The 16,866-nt window shown below is 67.7% G+C and carries 20 protein-coding genes and 1 riboswitch; of the genes, 13 read left to right on the forward strand and 7 right to left on the reverse strand.

Going from position 1 to position 16,866, the window contains the following annotated elements:
- Positions 1–46 precede the first annotated feature (46 nt).
- A complete protein-coding gene (locus AC1Q6V_RS01140) occupies positions 47–499 on the forward strand; it encodes a PaaI family thioesterase (protein ID WP_010813329.1) in 453 nt (150 codons plus the stop codon).
- Between the two features lie 21 nt (positions 500–520).
- On the opposite strand, the gene AC1Q6V_RS01145 is transcribed toward AC1Q6V_RS01140, so the two are convergent.
- Positions 521–955, reverse strand: a complete 435-nt coding sequence (locus AC1Q6V_RS01145; RefSeq protein WP_011614421.1) for a PGDYG domain-containing protein — start codon at positions 953–955, stop codon at positions 521–523.
- Between the two features lie 5 nt (positions 956–960).
- A complete protein-coding gene (gene thiD, locus AC1Q6V_RS01150; RefSeq protein WP_051398454.1) occupies positions 961–1,788 on the reverse strand; it encodes a bifunctional hydroxymethylpyrimidine kinase/phosphomethylpyrimidine kinase in 828 nt (275 codons plus the stop codon).
- A gap of 58 nt (positions 1,789–1,846) precedes the next feature.
- Positions 1,847–1,962: riboswitch (S-adenosyl-L-homocysteine riboswitch) on the forward strand.
- A 122-nt stretch (positions 1,963–2,084) separates the two neighbouring features.
- Between thiD and ahcY the strand changes: the two genes are divergently transcribed.
- The 5 genes from ahcY (at position 2,085) to AC1Q6V_RS01175 (ending at position 6,041) form a co-directional block, all read left to right on the forward strand.
- Positions 2,085–3,503, forward strand: a complete 1,419-nt coding sequence (ahcY, locus tag AC1Q6V_RS01155; protein ID WP_011614423.1) for an adenosylhomocysteinase — start codon at positions 2,085–2,087, stop codon at positions 3,501–3,503.
- Positions 3,504–3,574: 71 nt separating this feature from the next.
- Positions 3,575–3,925: a phage holin family protein gene (locus AC1Q6V_RS01160; protein ID WP_011614424.1), complete on the forward strand. Its 351-nt coding sequence runs from the start codon at positions 3,575–3,577 to the stop codon at positions 3,923–3,925.
- A 61-nt stretch (positions 3,926–3,986) separates the two neighbouring features.
- Positions 3,987–4,817, forward strand: a complete 831-nt coding sequence (gene metF, locus AC1Q6V_RS01165) for a methylenetetrahydrofolate reductase [NAD(P)H] (RefSeq protein WP_011614425.1) — start codon at positions 3,987–3,989, stop codon at positions 4,815–4,817.
- Between the two features lie 8 nt (positions 4,818–4,825).
- Positions 4,826–5,185 carry a TfoX/Sxy family protein gene (locus AC1Q6V_RS01170; protein ID WP_058698558.1) on the forward strand — a complete coding sequence of 120 codons (360 nt, stop codon included), beginning with the start codon at positions 4,826–4,828 and terminating at the stop codon, positions 5,183–5,185.
- 97 nt (positions 5,186–5,282) lie between these two features.
- Complete coding sequence (locus AC1Q6V_RS01175; RefSeq protein ID WP_011614427.1) at positions 5,283–6,041, forward strand: Mut7-C RNAse domain-containing protein; 759 nt, start codon at positions 5,283–5,285, stop codon at positions 6,039–6,041.
- Here the strand turns inward: AC1Q6V_RS01175 and AC1Q6V_RS01180 are convergent.
- Positions 6,038–6,622 carry a 5-formyltetrahydrofolate cyclo-ligase gene (locus tag AC1Q6V_RS01180; protein ID WP_011614428.1) on the reverse strand — a complete coding sequence of 195 codons (585 nt, stop codon included), beginning with the start codon at positions 6,620–6,622 and terminating at the stop codon, positions 6,038–6,040. The genes AC1Q6V_RS01175 and AC1Q6V_RS01180 overlap by 4 nt on opposite strands.
- A gap of 105 nt (positions 6,623–6,727) precedes the next feature.
- On the opposite strand from AC1Q6V_RS01180, the gene AC1Q6V_RS01185 reads away from it, so the two are divergent.
- The 4 genes from AC1Q6V_RS01185 (at position 6,728) to AC1Q6V_RS01200 (ending at position 11,984) form a co-directional block, all read left to right on the forward strand.
- The gene (locus tag AC1Q6V_RS01185; protein ID WP_010813338.1) at positions 6,728–8,680 is read left to right on the forward strand and encodes a lytic transglycosylase domain-containing protein; all 1,953 of its coding nucleotides are present in this window, start codon (positions 6,728–6,730) and stop codon (positions 8,678–8,680) included.
- 106 nt (positions 8,681–8,786) lie between these two features.
- Positions 8,787–9,809: a complex I NDUFA9 subunit family protein gene (locus tag AC1Q6V_RS01190; RefSeq protein ID WP_011614429.1), complete on the forward strand. Its 1,023-nt coding sequence runs from the start codon at positions 8,787–8,789 to the stop codon at positions 9,807–9,809.
- A 185-nt stretch (positions 9,810–9,994) separates the two neighbouring features.
- The gene (locus AC1Q6V_RS01195) at positions 9,995–10,693 is read left to right on the forward strand and encodes a glutathione S-transferase family protein (RefSeq protein ID WP_011614430.1); all 699 of its coding nucleotides are present in this window, start codon (positions 9,995–9,997) and stop codon (positions 10,691–10,693) included.
- 55 nt (positions 10,694–10,748) lie between these two features.
- Positions 10,749–11,984 (forward strand): multifunctional CCA addition/repair protein, encoded by a 1,236-nt coding sequence (locus AC1Q6V_RS01200; RefSeq protein WP_011614431.1) that lies wholly within the window; start codon positions 10,749–10,751, stop codon positions 11,982–11,984.
- 188 nt (positions 11,985–12,172) lie between these two features.
- Here the strand turns inward: AC1Q6V_RS01200 and AC1Q6V_RS01205 are convergent, their stop codons facing one another.
- The 4 genes from AC1Q6V_RS01205 to AC1Q6V_RS01220 are packed head-to-tail and all read right to left on the reverse strand — an operon-like array spanning position 12,173 to position 14,404.
- The gene (locus AC1Q6V_RS01205; RefSeq protein ID WP_010813342.1) at positions 12,173–12,610 is read right to left on the reverse strand and encodes a universal stress protein; all 438 of its coding nucleotides are present in this window, start codon (positions 12,608–12,610) and stop codon (positions 12,173–12,175) included.
- A gap of 41 nt (positions 12,611–12,651) precedes the next feature.
- On the reverse strand, positions 12,652–12,939 hold the full coding sequence (locus tag AC1Q6V_RS01210) for a hypothetical protein (RefSeq protein ID WP_454750265.1): 288 nt from the start codon (positions 12,937–12,939) through the stop codon (positions 12,652–12,654).
- 54 nt (positions 12,940–12,993) lie between these two features.
- A complete protein-coding gene (locus AC1Q6V_RS01215) occupies positions 12,994–13,188 on the reverse strand; it encodes a DUF2905 domain-containing protein (RefSeq protein WP_010813344.1) in 195 nt (64 codons plus the stop codon).
- 16 nt (positions 13,189–13,204) lie between these two features.
- On the reverse strand, positions 13,205–14,404 hold the full coding sequence (locus AC1Q6V_RS01220) for a class I SAM-dependent methyltransferase (protein ID WP_010813345.1): 1,200 nt from the start codon (positions 14,402–14,404) through the stop codon (positions 13,205–13,207).
- Between the two features lie 15 nt (positions 14,405–14,419).
- Between AC1Q6V_RS01220 and AC1Q6V_RS01225 the strand changes: the two genes are divergently transcribed.
- From AC1Q6V_RS01225 to ttcA, 3 genes are all read left to right on the forward strand, one after another.
- Positions 14,420–15,274, forward strand: coding sequence for an SDR family oxidoreductase (locus AC1Q6V_RS01225; protein WP_010813346.1), 855 nt, complete (start codon positions 14,420–14,422; stop codon positions 15,272–15,274).
- 86 nt (positions 15,275–15,360) lie between these two features.
- Entirely contained in the window at positions 15,361–15,762 is a 402-nt protein-coding gene (locus AC1Q6V_RS01230) for a dihydroneopterin aldolase (RefSeq protein WP_011614433.1), read from the forward strand.
- A gap of 109 nt (positions 15,763–15,871) precedes the next feature.
- A complete protein-coding gene (gene ttcA / locus AC1Q6V_RS01235) occupies positions 15,872–16,816 on the forward strand; it encodes a tRNA 2-thiocytidine(32) synthetase TtcA (protein ID WP_011614434.1) in 945 nt (314 codons plus the stop codon).
- Positions 16,817–16,866 lie beyond the last annotated feature (50 nt).

Here is a 16,866-nt window from a genome sequence, read left to right on the forward strand (position 1 = left end):
TGATGTTGGGCAGCATTCCCCCGCCAACCACCCAGCATCCCCCATCATGTCCAGCCAGACCGCCCCCGAAATCACCCCCGTCGCCCCCGGCACGCCCGAGAAGCCCTACTTCGGCATCGACGTGCCGCTGATGCGCTATTTCGGCCTGCAGCCGGAGCTTATCGAGGAGGGCTATTGCCGCACGCGGCTGCCGGCGCACCCGTCGCTGGTCAACAGCCGCGGCGATGTGCATGGCGGCACGCTGATGGCGACGCTGGACTTCACCCTGAGCGGCGCCGCGCGCTCGCATGCGCCGCTGGAAACCGGCGTGATCACGATCGACATGTCCACGCATTTCCTGGCGGCAGCGCGCGGCGAGCTGATGCTGGAGGCGCGCTGCCTGCGCCGCGGCGCGCGCATTGCATTCTGCGAGGGCGAGGTCAAGGATGCTGCCGGCACCGTGGTGTGCGTGGCGCGGGCCGCGTTCAAGCTGGTGCCGCTGTCCGCCGGCGGCAACTGACCCCGGCATCGGCCTGGTCGCTCAGTCCTGCAGCGGCCGGTACACCTGTTCGAAACGAGCGCGCTCGGTGATGCCATAGTCGCCGGGCGCGTATTGCATCAGCCAGTCGCCCGGCTTGCCGTGCAGCACGTCGCCGCCGGCGCTGCGCGCGATGCTGAAGGCCTCGTGCATTTCGCGCGCCAGTACCGGGATCGGCTTGTTGCGGTAGGCGCCGTCCTGGCCGTGCGCCAGCGGCGGCACGGCCTCGTATTTCGGGTCGAAGCGGTCGCGCGAGACGCACCAGCGGTCGCCGCCGCGACTGGTGATCAGCGCATCGCCAGGTTGGTAGCGGTTGGGTCCCTCGCGGCTGATCAGCTCGCCGGGTTCGGTGGCGAACACCACGTCGACAACTTCATGCTTGAGGTAGAACGCGGCAGCCGGGTCGCTGCGCAGGTCGATATCGGCCAGCATCGGCATGTCCGTCAACCCAGCGCGCGCGGCGCGAACAAGTGGTTCAGCGGGCCGTTGCCGGCACCCAGCCGCAGCCCCGCGCCCGCCGCGATGGCCTGCGCCACGTAGTCCAGCGCCGTGCCCACCGCCGGCTCCAGCGCATCGCCGCGCGCAAGCTGCGCGGCAATCGCGGCGGCCAGCGTGCAGCCGGTGCCGTGCAGGTTGCGGGTATCGACACGCGGATGCGTGAACACGCGCACGCTGCCGTCGGCCAGCATCAGCAGGTCATCCAGGCCGCCGGCGGCGGCACCGTCTTCCAGGTGGCCGCCCTTGAGCAGCACCGCGGGGCAGCCCATCGCGATCAGGTCGGCGGCGGCCTGTTCCATCTCCGCACGGCGCGTGATCCTGCGGCCCAGCAGGTAGGAAGCCTCGGGCAGGTTGGGCGTGACCAGCAGCGCGCGCGGGAACAGCAGCCGCACCATCGCCTGCGTGGTGGCGTCATCGGACAGCGTCGCGCCCGAGGTCGAGATCATCACCGGGTCCACCACCAGCTTGCTGATGCCGTGCCGGTCAGCCGCCGCGGCCACGGCCTCGACGATGGCGGCGGTGCCCAGCATGCCGGTCTTGGCCGCGTCCATGCCGATATCGCTGGCCACGGCATCGATCTGCGCGGCCACCATGTCGGCGGGAATGGCGTGCACGCCGGTCACGCCCAGCGTGTTCTGCGCGGTGATCGCGGTGATGGCGCTCATGCCGAAGCAACCCAGCGCGGAAAAGGTCTTCAGGTCGGCCTGGATGCCGGCGCCGCCGCCGGAGTCGGAACCGGCGATGGTCAGGGTACGGGGTGGCGTTGGGATCATCTGTGCAGGAATCGGAGGGAGCCGGTGCGCAAGGCGCCCGGGCACGCTACAATACCGCCACTCCGAGGAGCGTTGCAACGGATGGAGGCCTGCGAAGCACATCGCGCGGCCGGCGGCACAGCCGCCCCATGCCATCCGCCAGGCTCGGACTGTCTTCAACGGCGCTCGCTGATCCGTGGTCCGCACGGAGGCGAGTCGACCTATCCGCGTGCTTCGCATGTGCCCTTGCGCCATGCCACGGCTGCCAGATTCCCCGTACTCGTCACCTGCGTGCCACTCTTCACCGGGAGTGAAACATGAACGCTGTGACCGACCTGAAGCAAGACTACCTCGTCGCCGACATCAACCTGGCCGGCTGGGGCCGCAAGGAAATCGCCATTGCCGAGACCGAGATGCCCGGCCTGATGGCGATCCGCGACGAATTCGCAGCGGCGCAGCCGCTCAAGGGCGCGCGCATTGCCGGCTCGCTGCACATGACGATCCAGACCGCCGTGCTGATCGAGACGCTCAAGGCACTGGGCGCCGACGTGCGCTGGGCCTCGTGCAACATCTTCTCGACGCAGGACCACGCCGCTGCCGCGATCGCCGCAGGCGGCACGCCCGTGTTCGCGTTCAAGGGCGAATCGCTGAAGGAATACTGGGACTTCACCCACCGCATCTTCGACTGGGCGGACGGCGGCACCCCCAACATGATCCTGGATGACGGCGGCGACGCCACGCTGCTGCTGCACCTGGGCGCGCGCGCCGAGAAGGACCAGTCCGTGATTGCCAAGGCCACCAGCGAGGAAGAAACCTACCTGTTTGCCGCGATCAAGGAAAAGCTGGCCAAGGACCCGAGCTGGTACAGCCGCAACCTGGCAGCCATCCGCGGCGTGACCGAGGAAACCACCACCGGCGTGCACCGCCTGTACCAGATGGCCCAGAAGGGCGAACTGCGCTTCCCGGCCATCAACGTCAACGACTCGGTGACCAAGAGCAAGTTCGACAACCTGTACGGCTGCCGCGAGTCGCTGGTGGACGGCATCAAGCGCGCCACCGACGTGATGATCGCCGGCAAGGTTGCCATCGTGGCCGGCTACGGCGACGTGGGCAAGGGCAGCGCACAGGCGCTGCGCGCGCTGTCGGCCCAGGTGTGGGTGACCGAGATCGACCCGATCTGCGCGCTGCAGGCCGCGATGGAAGGCTACCGCGTGGTGACCATGGACTACGCCGCCGAGCATGGCGATATCTTCGTCACCTGCACCGGCAACTACCATGTCATCACCCATGACCACATGGCGAAGATGAAGGACCAGGCCATCGTCTGCAATATCGGCCACTTCGACAACGAGATCGACATCGCCTCGATCGAGAAGTACGAATGGGATGAGATCAAGCCGCAGGTCGATCACGTCAAGTTCCCGGACGGCAAGAAGCTGATCATCCTGGCCAAGGGCCGCCTGGTGAACCTGGGCTGCGCCACCGGCCACCCGTCGTACGTGATGAGCAGCTCGTTCGCCAACCAGACCATCGCCCAGATCGAACTCTGGCAGGAACGCGACAGCGGCAAGTACCCGGTCGGCGTCTACACGCTGCCCAAGCACCTGGACGAGAAGGTGGCGCGCCTGCAGCTGCGCAAGCTGAACGCGCAGCTGACCGAGCTGACCGAACAGCAGGCCGCGTACATCGGCGTGAAGAAGGAAGGCCCGTACAAGGCCGACCACTACCGCTACTGATCCGCACAGGAAGGCAGGGCTCCCCCTCCCGTTTGCGGGAGAGGGGGAGAAACCACATTCAAGGAGCCGTCATGAGATTACTGGTCGTCTGGATCATCAACGCTGTTGCGCTGTTCGTGCTGCCATACATCATCTCGTCGATCCACATCCAGAGCTTTGGCTCGGCGATGCTGGCGGCGCTGGTGCTGGGCCTGGTCAATACGCTGATCCGTCCGATCCTGGTGATCCTGACGCTGCCGGTCACGCTGCTGACGCTGGGGCTGTTTATCTTCGTCATCAACGCGCTGCTGTTCCTGTTTGTCGGCAACCTGCTGTCGGGCTTTACCGTCGGCGGTTTCTGGGCGGCCCTGCTGGGCTCCATCCTGTACAGCGTGATCTCGTGGCTGCTGGCCAGCCTGCTGCTGGGCGAACGCACCGCCTGACGCGGCCTGCACTGACACGAATCCCATACCGCGCGCCGCGCCAACGCGGTGCGCCACCATCATGCAAGACCGCTACTTCAGCTTTGAATTCTTCCCGCCCAAGACGGCGGAGGGCACGGAGAAACTGCGCAACACGCGTGCGCAGCTGGCCCCGCTCAAGCCCAAGTACATCTCGGTGACGTTCGGCGCCGGCGGCACCACGCAGCAGGGCACGCTGGACGCGGTGCTGGAAATCCAGCGCGAAGGCATCGAGGCCGCGCCGCACCTGTCGTGCGTGGGCTCGTCGCGCGAGAGCATCCGCGCTATCCTGCAGCAGTACCGCGACGGCGGCATCCGCCATATCGTCGCGCTGCGCGGCGACATGCCCTCGGGCATGGGCGAGATCGGCGAGTTCCGCTACGCCAACGAACTGGTCGAGTTTATCCGTGCCGAGACCGGCGACTGGTTCAACATCGAAGTCGCGGCCTACCCGGAGTACCACCCGCAGGCCAAGTCTCCGCGCCACGATCTCGAGAACTTCGTGCGCAAGGTCAAGGCCGGCGCCAACTCGGCGATCACGCAGTATTTCTACAACGCTGACGCCTACTTCCGCTTTGTCGATGACGTGCGCGCGACCGGCCTCGAGGTGCCGATCGTGCCGGGCATCATGCCGATCACCAACTACACGCAGCTGATGCGCTTCTCCGAGTCGTGCGGCGCCGAAGTGCCGCGCTGGGTGGCCAAGCGGCTGGAGAGCTTCGGCGACGACCGCGAATCGATCCGCGCCTTCGGCCTGGACGTGGTCACCGCGCTGTGCGAGCGCCTGCTCGCAGCGGGCGTGCCGGGCCTGCACTTCTACACGCTCAATGCCGCCGGCGCCACCAAGGCGATCTGGCAGCGCCTGAAGCTGTAAAGGCCGCCATGGCCACGCGCCGCCCCGATCCCTTCATCGAACATCTGCTCGAGCTGATGGGGCCGCTGGCGGCGCGCATCGGTCCCATTACGGCCAAGCGCATGTTTGGCGGCCATGGCCTGTTCTATGACGGGCTGATGTTTGCGCTGGTGTCGGGAGGCACCTGCTACCTGAAGGCGGATGACGCCACGCGCGGCAAGTTCGAGGCCGAGGGCAGCGAACCCTTCCGCTACCAGTCGGCAAAGCGTGAGGTCACCATGCGCCACTACCTGAGCCTGCCGCCGGCGGCGCTGGAATCGCCTGGCGCGATGACGCCATGGGCGAAGCTGGCGGTGGAGGCGGCGCTGCGGCTGGGGAATGCGGGCTGAGTGTTTGCTCCCCTCTCCCGCAAGCGGGCGAGGGGAGCCTGCTGCGGGCGCTTGTGGTGCTCCCACGATGCCTGCGATCGGTGCCATACTCGGCACCATGGTCACCGCCACCTTCCGCTTCTACGAGGAACTGAACGACTTCCTCGCGCCGGACCAGCGCCGGCGTGACCTGTCCTGCGCCTGCGCGCGCGCCGCCACGGTCAAGCACATGATCGAGGCGCTTGGCGTGCCGCATACCGAAGTCGAGCTGATCCTGGTCAATGGCGAATCGTCCGGGTTCGAGCGGCAGCTGTGCGATGGCGACCGGGTCTCGGTCTATCCCAAGTTCGAACGGCTCGACGTGTCCCCGCTGCTGCGGGTACGCGAGCAGCCGCTGCGGGTGATGCGCTTTGTCGCCGATGCGCACCTGGGCGGCCTGGCGCACCTGCTGCGCATGACCGGCTTCGACACCCTCTACGACAACCATTTCGAAGACAGCGAGATCGAGCGCATCGCCGTCGACCAGGGCCGCGTCGTGCTGACGCGCGACCGCGAGCTGCTCAAGCGCCGCGGCATCACCCACGGCTGCTATGTGCGCGCGATCAAGTCGCAACTGCAGGTGCGGGAGATCTTTGCGCGGCTGGACCTGGCGCGCAGCGCACGGCCGTTTTCGCTATGCCTGGACTGCAATGCGCCGCTGCGCTCGCTGGATGCGGCGGGTGCGGCCGGGCGCGTGCCGCAAGGGGTGCTGGAGCGCCATCGCAGCTTTGTCACCTGCGACCAGTGCCGGCGCGTGTTCTGGGAGGGCTCGCACTGGCGCTGCATGCGTGCGCTGGTGGACGAGCTGGTGCGGCGCGACGAGGCCAAGCAAGGTTAGAACGCGCCGGATTCCGTGACGATCCAGTCCATGGCGATGTCATGCGGCTGCGCCTGCAACGGTGCCCGGCAGTTTTCGTAGCCAATGCCGATCGCCACCGGCCGCTGCGCCATGGCCGCCAGCGTGCGGTCGTAGAAGCCGCCGCCGTAGCCCAGGCGGAACTTGTCCGGGCTGAACCCGACACAGGGAATGAGCAGCGCATCGGGCGTCGCGGCCTCAGTGCCGTCCGGCACCGGGATGCCGTAGTGGCCGGTGGCCATGGGCGTGTCCGGTGTCCACAGGTGGAAATCCAGCGGCGCGCCCGGGCGGCTGACCGACGGCAGCGCGGCGCTGCGGCCAGGCATGGCGGCGAGCCAGATGCCGACCGCGTCGCGTGCGTCGAACTCCTGCTGGATCGGCCAGTAGAAACCGAGGCAGCGCACGGCCAGGCCGGCCAGCAATCCGGACAGCGCGGCGGCGATGCGGGCGTCGGCTTCGGCGCGTGCGGGCAGGGCGGCGCGCTGCGCCAGCAACTGCGTGCGCAGGGCGCGACGGTCTTCGGCGGCGGGGGTGGGTGCGGTCGTGGCAGGAGTGGATGACATGGCGTGGGATAATGCCCCTCGTCCGAACCAACACGAACGGCGGAACCGCGGCTGGGCACAAGATTGCAGGCGCCGGCGCCGCCGTCATCGACAAGGAAGCAAAGAATGCTGAAGGGAGTATATCTGCAGCGTGCCGGCCGGGCCGCCTGGATCGCGCTCGCATGTGCACTGCTTGTCACGCCCGTCCATGCGCAGAAGCGCCCGCAGGCGGTGTCGCGCCCGCAGGCGGCGGTGATCCCGAGCGATCCCGACGAGGCCTTCACCGCGCTGCGCGAAGCCGCGCGCAAGAACGACGTGGAGCGTGCCTACGCGATCTCGGCCACGCTGGTGGACTACCCGGTCCCGTCCTATGTCGAGTACTTCCGCATCAAGCCGCAATTGTTCGACGCCAGCGGCCTGGCGCGCATCGATGCGCCCGACGACCAGGTGCGCGTGTTCCTGCAGCGCTACAAGGGCGACGCCATTGCCGACCGCATGCGCAATGACTGGCTGCTGGTGCTGGGCAAGAAGCGCGACTGGGCCAATTTCGATGTCGAATATCCGCAGTTCGCGCTCAAGGACGATACCCAGGTCGAGTGCTATGCGCTGCTGTCGCGCGCGCTCAAGGGCCAGAACGTGGCCGCCGATGCGCGCAATGTGCTGAGCGACCCCAGGTACTACGGCGAAGGCTGTGTCGACCTGATCGGCTACCTGGCGCAAAGCCAGCAGATCCAGCGCAGCGATGTCGCCTACCAGGCGCGGCTGGCGCTGGAGCAGAACTATGTCACGCTGGCCGGCAAGATCGCCGCGCTGGTGCCCGACGCGCGCGCGGATGGCGATACGCTCGCCACCATCGTCAAGATGGCGCGCAGCGACCCGTCGCAGGCTGCCGCCTACCTCGGCACGGCCCAGGGCGCGCTGTCGCGCGACGAGCAGGGCGCGGCCTGGGGCGTGATCGGCCAGTTCGCGGCCAGGAAGCTGTTGCCCGACGCGGCCGGCTACTACCGCCGCCAGATGGACCTGGGCGGCAACCAGTGGCTCTCCGACGACACCCAGGAATGGCGCGTGCGCGCCGCGCTGCGCCAGGGCGACTGGAAGCAGGTGCGCCAGGCGGTGGAGCTGATGCGCCCCGAACTGCGCGCCAAGGACCCGGCCTGGATCTACTGGTATGGCCGTGCGCTCAAGGCCGACGGCCGCGACACCGAGGCCCAGCAGAACTTCCAGCAGATCGCCGGCCAGTTCAACTTCTACGGGCAGCTGGCCAGCGAAGAGCTGGGCAACCGCATCACGCTGCCGGCGCGCACCACCGTCAGCGACGCCGAGGCCATGGCCATGCGTTCGCGCCCCGGTTTTCAGCGGGCGCAGAAGTTCTACAACATGAACCTGCGCTTCGAAGGCAACCGCGAGTGGAACTGGGAACTGCGCAATATGAGCGACCGGGAGCTGCTGGCCGCGGCCGAGTATGCGCGCCGCCTGGAGCTGCTGGACCGCACCGTCAACTCCGCCGACCGCACCCGCAACGAACATGATTTCACGCTGCGTTTCCTGATGCCGTACCGCGACATCATGCAGCGCGCCACCGACGATGTCGGCCTTGACATGGCGTGGGTTTACGGCCTGATCCGCCAGGAATCGCGCTTCATCATGAATGCGCGCTCGTCGGCGGGCGCACATGGCCTGATGCAGGTGATGCCGGCCACGGCCAAGTACGTCGCGCGCAAGATCGGCATGAACGACTTTTCGCCGTCGATGATGGGCGATCCCAATATCAACATCCTGCTTGGCACCAATTACCTGAACATGGTGCTGACCGACCTGGACAGCTCGTGGACGCTGGCTTCGGCTGCGTACAACGCCGGCCCGGGCCGGCCCAAGGCCTGGCGCAGCACACTGGTGCGGCCGGTGGAAGGCGCGATCTTTGCAGAGACCATTCCGTTCAATGAAACGCGCGGCTATGTGAAGAATGTGCTTTCCAACGCCACGTACTATGCTGCATTGATGAGTGGCCGTCCGCAGTCGCTGAAATCGCGCCTGGGCATGGTCGCGCCGTCGGCGGTGACTACCACCAGCCTGCCCTGAAATTGCCCCTGCGGGGGCGGGCAGGACGGGCCCTGCCGGGACGATCCGGCGGGCCCGGGCTGGCTCAGGGTGCCGCGGCGTGCAGTTTTCTTGGCACGGAGGCATCATGCAGACCAGCAACGTCCTCGTTATCGGTGGCGCCGGCTTTATCGGCAGCCACCTCGTCTCGCGCCTGGCCGGGGCTGCCTCGGCCTCGGGCGCGCCGCTTGAGCCTGGCGCCAACCCCGATTCCCCCATCGCCCCCGACCGCATCGTGGTCGGCACGCGCAATATCGAGCACGCGCAGCATCTGCTGCTGCTGCCGCGCGTGGAAGTGGTGGAGCTGGGCCTGGCCGACAATGCCGCGCTGGACGACGCCATCGGCTCTCTGGGCGTGGATGGCATCGTCGTCAACCTGGTGGGCGTGCTGCACGGCGAGCGCGCCGACCCCTACGGCGAAGCCTTTGCCAGCGCGCATGTGGAGATGGTGCGGCAGATCGCGGCGTCGTGCCTGTCCACCGGCGTGCGCCGGCTGTTGCATATGAGCGCGCTGGGCGCGGACAGCAATGGGCCGTCGATGTACCTGCGCAGCAAGGGCGACGGCGAGCGCGTGGTGCGTGCCAGCGGGCTGGACTGGACCATCTTCCGGCCCTCGGTGGTGTTCGGCCCCGACGACCATTTCCTGAACCTGTTCGCCCACATGCAGCAGATGGCCCCGGTGGTGCCGCTGGCGTGCGCGCATGCGCGCTTCCAGCCGGTATTCGTGCAGGATGTGGTGCAGGCCTACCTGAATGCCATGGTGAACCCGGCAACCATCGGCCACGGCTATGAGTTGGGCGGCCCGCGGGTCTATACACTGGAAGAGCTGGTGCGCTTTGCCGGCCGCGCTTCCGGGCATCCGCGCCCGGTGATCGCGCTGCCCGATGCGCTGGCACGGGTGCAGGCCACCATCATGGAGCATATGCCGGGCGAACCGATGCTGTCGCGCGACAACCTCGACTCGATGCAGCTCGACAATGTGCTGGAGCACCCGGTCGCACCCGAACTGAACCTGCATCCGGTCAGCCTGGAGTCGGTCATGACCGACGCGCTGGCCGGGCGCAACCGCGATACCGCGATGACGCATATGCGGGCCAGTGTGCACCGCTGACGCGCCGGCAGCCCGGTGCGCCCTATGTGACCGGATTTCATATCGGTTGCTAGCGCAATTCACTTTGACGCGGGCGGCAGCACTGGCAGAATGACCAGTCCGGCGCGCGGCCGCCACGCCGTCCTGCAGGCGGCAGGCGCCGCGCCTGCGCCGTCTCCCTCCGTTTCCTCCCCCAAGGACCCACGATGAAGCTTGTCATCGGCAACAAGAACTATTCCTCCTGGTCGCTGCGTCCGTGGCTGTTGCTGCGCCAGGCCGGCATTGATTTCGAAGAAGTGCAGGTGCGCCTGTTCACCGGCAGCTTCGCCGCCGAGATCGCGCGCTACTCGCCCGCGGGCAAGGTGCCGGCGCTGGTCGATGGCGAGGTCACGGTGTGGGATTCGCTGGCGATCTGCGAATACCTGGCCGAGCGCTTCCCGGAAAAGAACCTGTGGCCGGCCGAGCGCGCCCAGCGCGCGGTGGCGCGCGCCGTCTGCGCCGAGATGCATTCGGGCTTCGGCAACCTGCGCAGCCAGTTGCCGATGAACGTGACCGCGGTGCTGCCCGGGCGCGGCTGGAACGTGGCCGTGCAGCGCGACGTGGAGCGCATCGCCGCGATCTGGGAAGGGCTGCGCCAGCAGCACGGCGCGAACGGGCCGTTCCTGTTCGGCGGGTTCACCGTGGCCGACGCGTTCTTTGCGCCGGTGGTGAGCCGCTTTGCCACCTACGGCATCCACCTGCCCGATGACGCCGAGGACGCCAAGGCCTACGCCGACTTCATGCTGGCGCTGCCGGCAATGCAGCAATGGATTGCCGGCGCACGCGAGGAGCGCGACTTCCTGGCCGACGACGAACCCTACCGGCTGGCCCCTGATCGTCCCGATGCGATAATCATCAACCACTGAGCAATACCCGCCGGCGGGCCAGGTCCGGGCGCCGGCACATGACGAGGCCAGAACGATGCAGGTGTATGCCGTCGGCGGCGCGATCCGCGACGAATTGCTGGGCAAGCCCAGCCAGGACCGCGACTACGTGGTAGTGGGCGCGACCCCGGCGCAGATGGAAGCTGCCGGCTACAAGCCGGTCGGCAAGGACTTCCCGGTGTTCCTGCATCCGCGCACCAAAGAGGAATACGCGCTGGCCCGCACCGAACGCAAGACGGCGATGGGCTACAAGGGCTTTGCCTTTTATTGCGAGCCCGATGTCACGCTGGAAGACGACCTGGTGCGGCGCGACCTCACCATCAACGCGATGGCGCGCGCGGTCGATGCCGACGGTAACCTGACCGGCCCGGTCATCGATCCGCACGGCGGCCAGCGCGACCTGGCCGCGCGCCTGTTCCGCCATGTCTCCGACGCTTTTGCCGAAGACCCGGTGCGCATCCTGCGCGTGGCCCGCTTTGCCGCGCGCTTCCATGAATTCGGCGTCGCCGCCGAGACCATGCGGCTGATGCGTGAGATGGTCGCCGCGGGCGAGGTCGACGCGCTGGTGCCCGAGCGCGTCTGGCAGGAGCTGGCGCGCGGGCTGATGGAAGCGAAGCCGTCGCGCATGTTCGAGGTGCTGCGCGAATGCGGCGCGCTGGCGCGGCTGCTGCCCGAGCTGGAGCGGCTGTGGGGCGTGCCCCAGCGCGCCGATTACCATCCGGAAATCGATACCGGCGTGCACGTGATGATGGTGATCGATCAGGCCGCCGCCATGGGCGCGCCGCTCACGGTGCGCTTTGCCGCGCTGGTGCATGATCTGGGTAAGGGCACCACGCCCGCAGACGTGCTGCCGCGCCATATCGGTCACGAATCACGCAGCGCGCAGCTGCTCGAAGACGTCTGCGTGCGCCTGCGCGTGCCCAATGAATGCCGCGACCTGGCGCTGGTGGTGGCGCGCGAGCACGGCAATATCCACCGTTCGCAAGAGTTCAGCGCCGCGGCGGTGATGCGCCTGCTCGAGCGCTGCGATGCGCTGCGCAAGCCGGCACGCTTCGCCGAGGCGCTGCAGGCCTGCGAGGCCGACCTGCGCGGGCGCAAGGGCTTCGAGTCGAGCGCCTACCCGCAGGCGGCGCGCCTGCTGGCGGCGCTGGAGGCGGCGGCGGCGGTCGACGCCGGCGCTATCGCGCGTGCCTGCGGCGATGACGTCGGCCAGATCCGCGACCGTGTCCAAGCGGCGCGCGTGGCGGCGGTGGCGGCGCGCATCGGCGGTTGAGCGCAGCGCACCGGGCGCACCGGCGCGCTAGGTCCTGTTCCGCAGATAACTTGCCAAAGTGAAATTGTCCAGTTGGCTGTCAGGCTAGGCGCGAGGAGGCGCCATAGCCGTAGCTATGGCAACGACGAGCAACGACGCACGGCGGCCAACTGGGCGATTTCATGGCAAGGTATTTGCGGAACAGGACACTAGCGGTAGACCAGCACCGGGATCTTCGTGTGCGTGAGCACCTTCTGCGTCTCGCTGCCGATCACCAGCGCCTGCATCCCGCGCCGCCCGTGCGAGGCCATCACGATCAGGTCGCACTTCCTTGCCTCGGCCTCATCGACGATGGCCTGGAAGATGTGGTCGCCGGTGGGGCAGGCGATTTCGCAGGGCACGCCGGCCGCGGCAGCCTCCTGCACGATCGTCGCCAGGTAGGCCTCGGCCTGCCGGTAGGCTTCCTGCATGAAGCGTTGCCGGGTTTCCTGGAGCATGGCGGTCTGCAGGCGCATCACGTCATAGTGCGCAACGACCTGGATCGCGGTAAGGCGGGCCTGTATCGAGCTGGCCAGCGCGATGGCTTTGCGGTAGGCCGTATCGGACAGGTCCGAGCCGTCGACCGCTACGAGCAGATGCTTGAACATTTGGATCTCCTTGTAAGGCGTCACCGCGCCGCAGCAGTGGTTCAGGTGCCAAGAAACAACCTGCCGACCTCCGGGTCCCGGCCCAGTTCGCTACCCGTTCCGGCCATGGCCAGCTGGCCGGCCACCAGGACATAGCCGACCTTCTCCGTATCGAACGAGCCGGCACGCTCGAAGGCGTCGGCGAAGGCCAGCACCGCGGCGGGGGACCCGGCTGCCTGGTATGGCGCCTCGTAGCGGTACTCCTTCTCGAAGCGCTGCGCATACTGGTCGGCCGTGCCGAACCAGCGGACCTTGTAGCTCAGCGTGCGGTCCCATTGCGAGCCGCACACCGCGAATTCGGCACTCTTGCCGAAATGCCGCTGCCGTCGAAGGGATTCCGAAAACTACAGCAGCTTGCCGATCGCCAGCGCCATCAGCGAAATCAGGATCGTCGACGCAAACGGAAGCACGAATTCGCGCCCGAAAACGCGGAAGCGCACGTCGCCGGGCAGCCGTCCCAGCCCGATCCTCTGCAGCCATGGCAGCGCCGCGGACAGGATGATCACGCTCAGGAAAATGGTCAGGGTCCAGCGCAGCATGGCGGCTCCGGTGCCGTTACAAGGTATGGCAGCGGTCGCCGCGGGTAAAGCCGTCCATCGGTTCGCTGTCGTCCAGGCCGCGCGTGAGCGCGATCACCTTGAACAGCTCGCCCATCTCGGCTTCCGACAACAGCTTCTGCACCGCATTGGCCTGCGGCAGGAAGGCGCGGGCGTCGGACGGGTCCAGCGCCATCAGCAGCTCGGTGATGCCTGCATTCATCAGGAAGCGCGCCTGCGAGGCAAAGCCCGCCACGGTCAGTCCCGCATCCACCGCGGCGAGCGCAATGCCGCTGAAATTCACGTGCGCGGTGATGTCCTGCAGGCCCGGGTACAGGAACGGGTCCGGGTGCGCATGATGGCGGTAGTGGCACATCAGCGTGCCGCCGGCGCGCTGCGGGTGGTAGTACTCGCCCGCCGGGAAGCCGTAGTCGATAAAGAAGGCCGCGCCGCGCGCCAGCATGGCGCCGACCGCGCGGATAAAGCCCTCGGCCTCGGCATGGGTCTCGGTGACGAGGTCGTGGTCGCCGGGGATGGCGCGCAGTGCCTCGGGCATGTCGGCATCGGCCAGCGGGCGGTCCTCGAAGCGGAAGGCGGGGGCGGCATCGTCGCTGCGCGCTACGCTGTGCACTACGCCGCGCTCATGCCAGCGGCCGCCGCTGCGTGCGTAGAGCTGCACCGGCATCGCATCCAGCACTTCATTGCCGACGATCACGCCTTCAAAGCTGGCCGGCAGCGTATCGAGCCAGGTGACGCGGTCCGCCAGGTGCGGCGCGCGCTGCGCCAGCGTGGCCTGCTGGCGCGCACGCAGTTCGCCCGACAGCTCGACGATGGCGTACGTGTCCGGCAACTGGCCTTCCTGCTCCAGCCCCAGCAGCAGGTCCGCCGCCAGCCGGCCGGTGCCGGCGCCGAATTCCAGCATGCGCGGCAATCCCTGTGCCATCAGCGGCGCGAACTGGCGCGCCAGCGTGCGCGCGAAGAAGGGGCTCAGTTCCGGGGCGGTGATGAAGTCGCTGCCGTCGCGGGCATCGCGCCCGAACTTGGCCGAACCGCCGCTGTAATAGCCCAGGCCGGGCGCGTACAGTGCCAGCGCCATATAGCGGTCAAAGCCGATCCAGCCGCCGGCCGCATCGATGGATTCGCCAATGCGGGCCGTAAGGGTATCGGACGCGGCCTGCGCGTCGGCGGGGGGAAGGGGTAAACTAGCGGCTTTCTGCATCCTGCGATTGTAGCAATGCCCGCATCCAAGACTCCTGCCAGCCAGACCGCTGACCAGACCCATAGCCAGACTGGTAGCCAGCGCGCCACCGCCCGCGGCGTGGCGCTGGTGACCGGCGGCGCGCGCCGCCTGGGCCGCGCCATCGCGCTTGAACTGGCGGCGCAGGGCTGGGACGTGGCCGTGCACTGCCATCGCTCGGTGGACGAGGCCGAGGCCCTGGCCACGCAGATCCGCGCGCTGGGCCGCCGTGCCGCGGTGCTGCGCGCCGACCTGGCCGACGAGGCCGCCACCGGCCGCCTGGTGGCCGACTGCACCGCCGTGCTGGGCGTGCCCGCTTGCCTGGTCAACAACGCTTCGCTGTTCCAGTACGACGTGGCGACCAGCTTCTCATATGCGTCGCTGGATACGCATATGCGCACCAACGTCGCCGCGCCGCTGCTGCTGGCGCGGGAACTGCACAAGGCGCTGGGCGCCGCCGCCGGCAAGGACAAGGCCGCCGAACCGCGCGGGGTGGTGATCAACCTGCTGGACCAGAAGCTGGATAACCTGAATCCGGACTTCCTGTCCTACACGCTGTCCAAGGCCGCGCTGCAGACCGCCACGGTGCAGCTGGCCCAGGCGCTGGCGCCGCGCCTGCGCGTGGTGGGCGTGGCCCCGGGTATCACGCTGGTGTCGGGCGAGCAGTCCGAGCAGAGCTTCCGCCGCGCGCACCGGGTGACGCCGCTGGGCCAGTCATCCACGCCCGAGGACATCGCCCAGGCGGTGGCCTACCTGGCGCAGGCGCGCGCCGTGACCGGCACCACGCTGTATGTGGACGGCGGCCAGCACCTGATGCCGCTGGCGCGCGACGTGATGTTCCTGACCGAGTAAGCTGGAAGCCAGCAACCGAATACCGTAGTGCCTGATGTGCCGCGCCCGCCGGGCGCGGCTTCCTTTTCCCCCTCAGCAGCCCGCTCATGACCATGCTCGCCGCCCTTTCCCACCCCAGCCTGCAAGACTGCCGACGCATGTTCCTGCGCAACTACGAAGTGCAGATCAATATCGGCGTGCACGAATTCGAGAAGAAGGGCGAACAGCGGGTGCTGATCAATATCGACCTGTTCGTGCCGCTGGCGCAGAGCACCCCGCAGGCCGACAAGCTCGACGAAGTGGTCGACTACGACTTCATGCGCAACACCGTGGCCGAGCGCATGGCGCAGGGCCACGTGCACCTGCAGGAAACCTTGTGCGACGACGTCGCGCGCGCCATGCTGAAGCATCCCAAGGTGCGCGCGGTGCGTGTCTCGACCGAGAAGCCCGACGTGTACCCGGACTGCGATTCGGTCGGCGTCGAGGTCTTCCATATCAAGCAGGCCTGAGTCGCGGTTCCACTGGCGCCAGCACCGTGCGGGCGCCTAAAGTAAAATGTTGCCCCTTCGCGCCGCGCCGGCCATTCCATCCGGCGGGCGCCACGCAACAGGATGCTCCATGAGCCACTCTAACAACTTCTACCGCCTCGAGACGAGGCTGCAATCGCAAACCGGCAAGGCCATCGGCGACTTCGGCATGATCGAGGACGGCGACACCGTGCTGGTCTGCATGAGTGGCGGCAAGGACTCGTACACCATGCTGTCGGTCCTGATGGCGCTGCAGAAGCGCGCGCCGATCAAGTTCAAGCTGATCGCGATGAACCTGGACCAGAAGCAGCCCGGCTTCCCGGAACACATCCTGCCGGAGTACCTGAAGTCGGTCGGCGTGGAATATGTGATCGTCGAGGCGGATACCTACTCGATCGTCAAGGAGAAGGTGCCCGAGGGCAAGACCACCTGCTCGCTGTGCTCGCGCCTGCGCCGCGGCGTGATCTACCGCACCGCCAAGGAGCTGGGCGCCAACAAGATCGCGCTGGGCCACCACCGCGACGACATCGTCCAGACCTTCTTCCTGAACATGTTCTTCGGCGGCAAGATGAAGGCGATGCCGCCCAAGCTGTCGACCGACGACGGCCAGCACATCGTGATCCGCCCGCTGGCGTATTGCTCGGAGAAGGACATCGCGTCGTACGCGCGCGCCATGGAATTCCCGATCATCCCGTGCAACCTGTGCGGCTCGCAGGAAAACCTGCAGCGCAAGAAGGTCAGCGAGATGCTGCAGGACTGGGAGCGCCAGAACCCGGGCCGTATCGACAATATCTTCTCGGCGCTGCGCAACGTGGTGCCGTCGCACCTGGCCGATACCGACCTGTTCCCGTTCACCGGGCTGGCCACCGGCCTGGCCAAGGTGGATGAGGCGTCACTGTTCGGCGAAACCACCTTCCAGCAGCAGCCGCTGATGTTTGCCGGCAACGTGGAAGAGAACCGGATGGAGTTCGTGCGCTTCGAGCGCCCGCCCGCGGCTGCTGCGGCACCGGCGGCGGAGCAGGCCGGCACGCAGTAGCGCCAGCGCCCGCCGCATGGAAAAACGCCCGCTTGCGCGGGCGTGCTTCG

Source organism: Cupriavidus sp. GW823-FHT07B10, assembly GCF_058794355.1.

Coding starts and splice junctions, on each gene's coding strand:
- AC1Q6V_RS01140 (WP_010813329.1), top strand. CDS start 47: ATGTCCAGCCAGACCGCCCCCGAAATCACCCCCGTCGCCCCCGGCACG.
- AC1Q6V_RS01145 (WP_011614421.1), bottom strand. CDS start 955: ATGCCGATGCTGGCCGATATCGACCTGCGCAGCGACCCGGCTGCCGCG.
- thiD (WP_051398454.1), bottom strand. CDS start 1,788: ATGATCCCAACGCCACCCCGTACCCTGACCATCGCCGGTTCCGACTCC.
- ahcY (WP_011614423.1), top strand. CDS start 2,085: ATGAACGCTGTGACCGACCTGAAGCAAGACTACCTCGTCGCCGACATC.
- AC1Q6V_RS01160 (WP_011614424.1), top strand. CDS start 3,575: ATGAGATTACTGGTCGTCTGGATCATCAACGCTGTTGCGCTGTTCGTG.
- metF (WP_011614425.1), top strand. CDS start 3,987: ATGCAAGACCGCTACTTCAGCTTTGAATTCTTCCCGCCCAAGACGGCG.
- AC1Q6V_RS01170 (WP_058698558.1), top strand. CDS start 4,826: ATGGCCACGCGCCGCCCCGATCCCTTCATCGAACATCTGCTCGAGCTG.
- AC1Q6V_RS01175 (WP_011614427.1), top strand. CDS start 5,283: ATGGTCACCGCCACCTTCCGCTTCTACGAGGAACTGAACGACTTCCTC.
- AC1Q6V_RS01180 (WP_011614428.1), bottom strand. CDS start 6,622: ATGTCATCCACTCCTGCCACGACCGCACCCACCCCCGCCGCCGAAGAC.
- AC1Q6V_RS01185 (WP_010813338.1), top strand. CDS start 6,728: ATGCTGAAGGGAGTATATCTGCAGCGTGCCGGCCGGGCCGCCTGGATC.
- AC1Q6V_RS01190 (WP_011614429.1), top strand. CDS start 8,787: ATGCAGACCAGCAACGTCCTCGTTATCGGTGGCGCCGGCTTTATCGGC.
- AC1Q6V_RS01195 (WP_011614430.1), top strand. CDS start 9,995: ATGAAGCTTGTCATCGGCAACAAGAACTATTCCTCCTGGTCGCTGCGT.
- AC1Q6V_RS01200 (WP_011614431.1), top strand. CDS start 10,749: ATGCAGGTGTATGCCGTCGGCGGCGCGATCCGCGACGAATTGCTGGGC.
- AC1Q6V_RS01205 (WP_010813342.1), bottom strand. CDS start 12,610: ATGTTCAAGCATCTGCTCGTAGCGGTCGACGGCTCGGACCTGTCCGAT.
- AC1Q6V_RS01215 (WP_010813344.1), bottom strand. CDS start 13,188: ATGCTGCGCTGGACCCTGACCATTTTCCTGAGCGTGATCATCCTGTCC.
- AC1Q6V_RS01220 (WP_010813345.1), bottom strand. CDS start 14,404: ATGCAGAAAGCCGCTAGTTTACCCCTTCCCCCCGCCGACGCGCAGGCC.
- AC1Q6V_RS01225 (WP_010813346.1), top strand. CDS start 14,420: ATGCCCGCATCCAAGACTCCTGCCAGCCAGACCGCTGACCAGACCCAT.
- AC1Q6V_RS01230 (WP_011614433.1), top strand. CDS start 15,361: ATGACCATGCTCGCCGCCCTTTCCCACCCCAGCCTGCAAGACTGCCGA.
- ttcA (WP_011614434.1), top strand. CDS start 15,872: ATGAGCCACTCTAACAACTTCTACCGCCTCGAGACGAGGCTGCAATCG.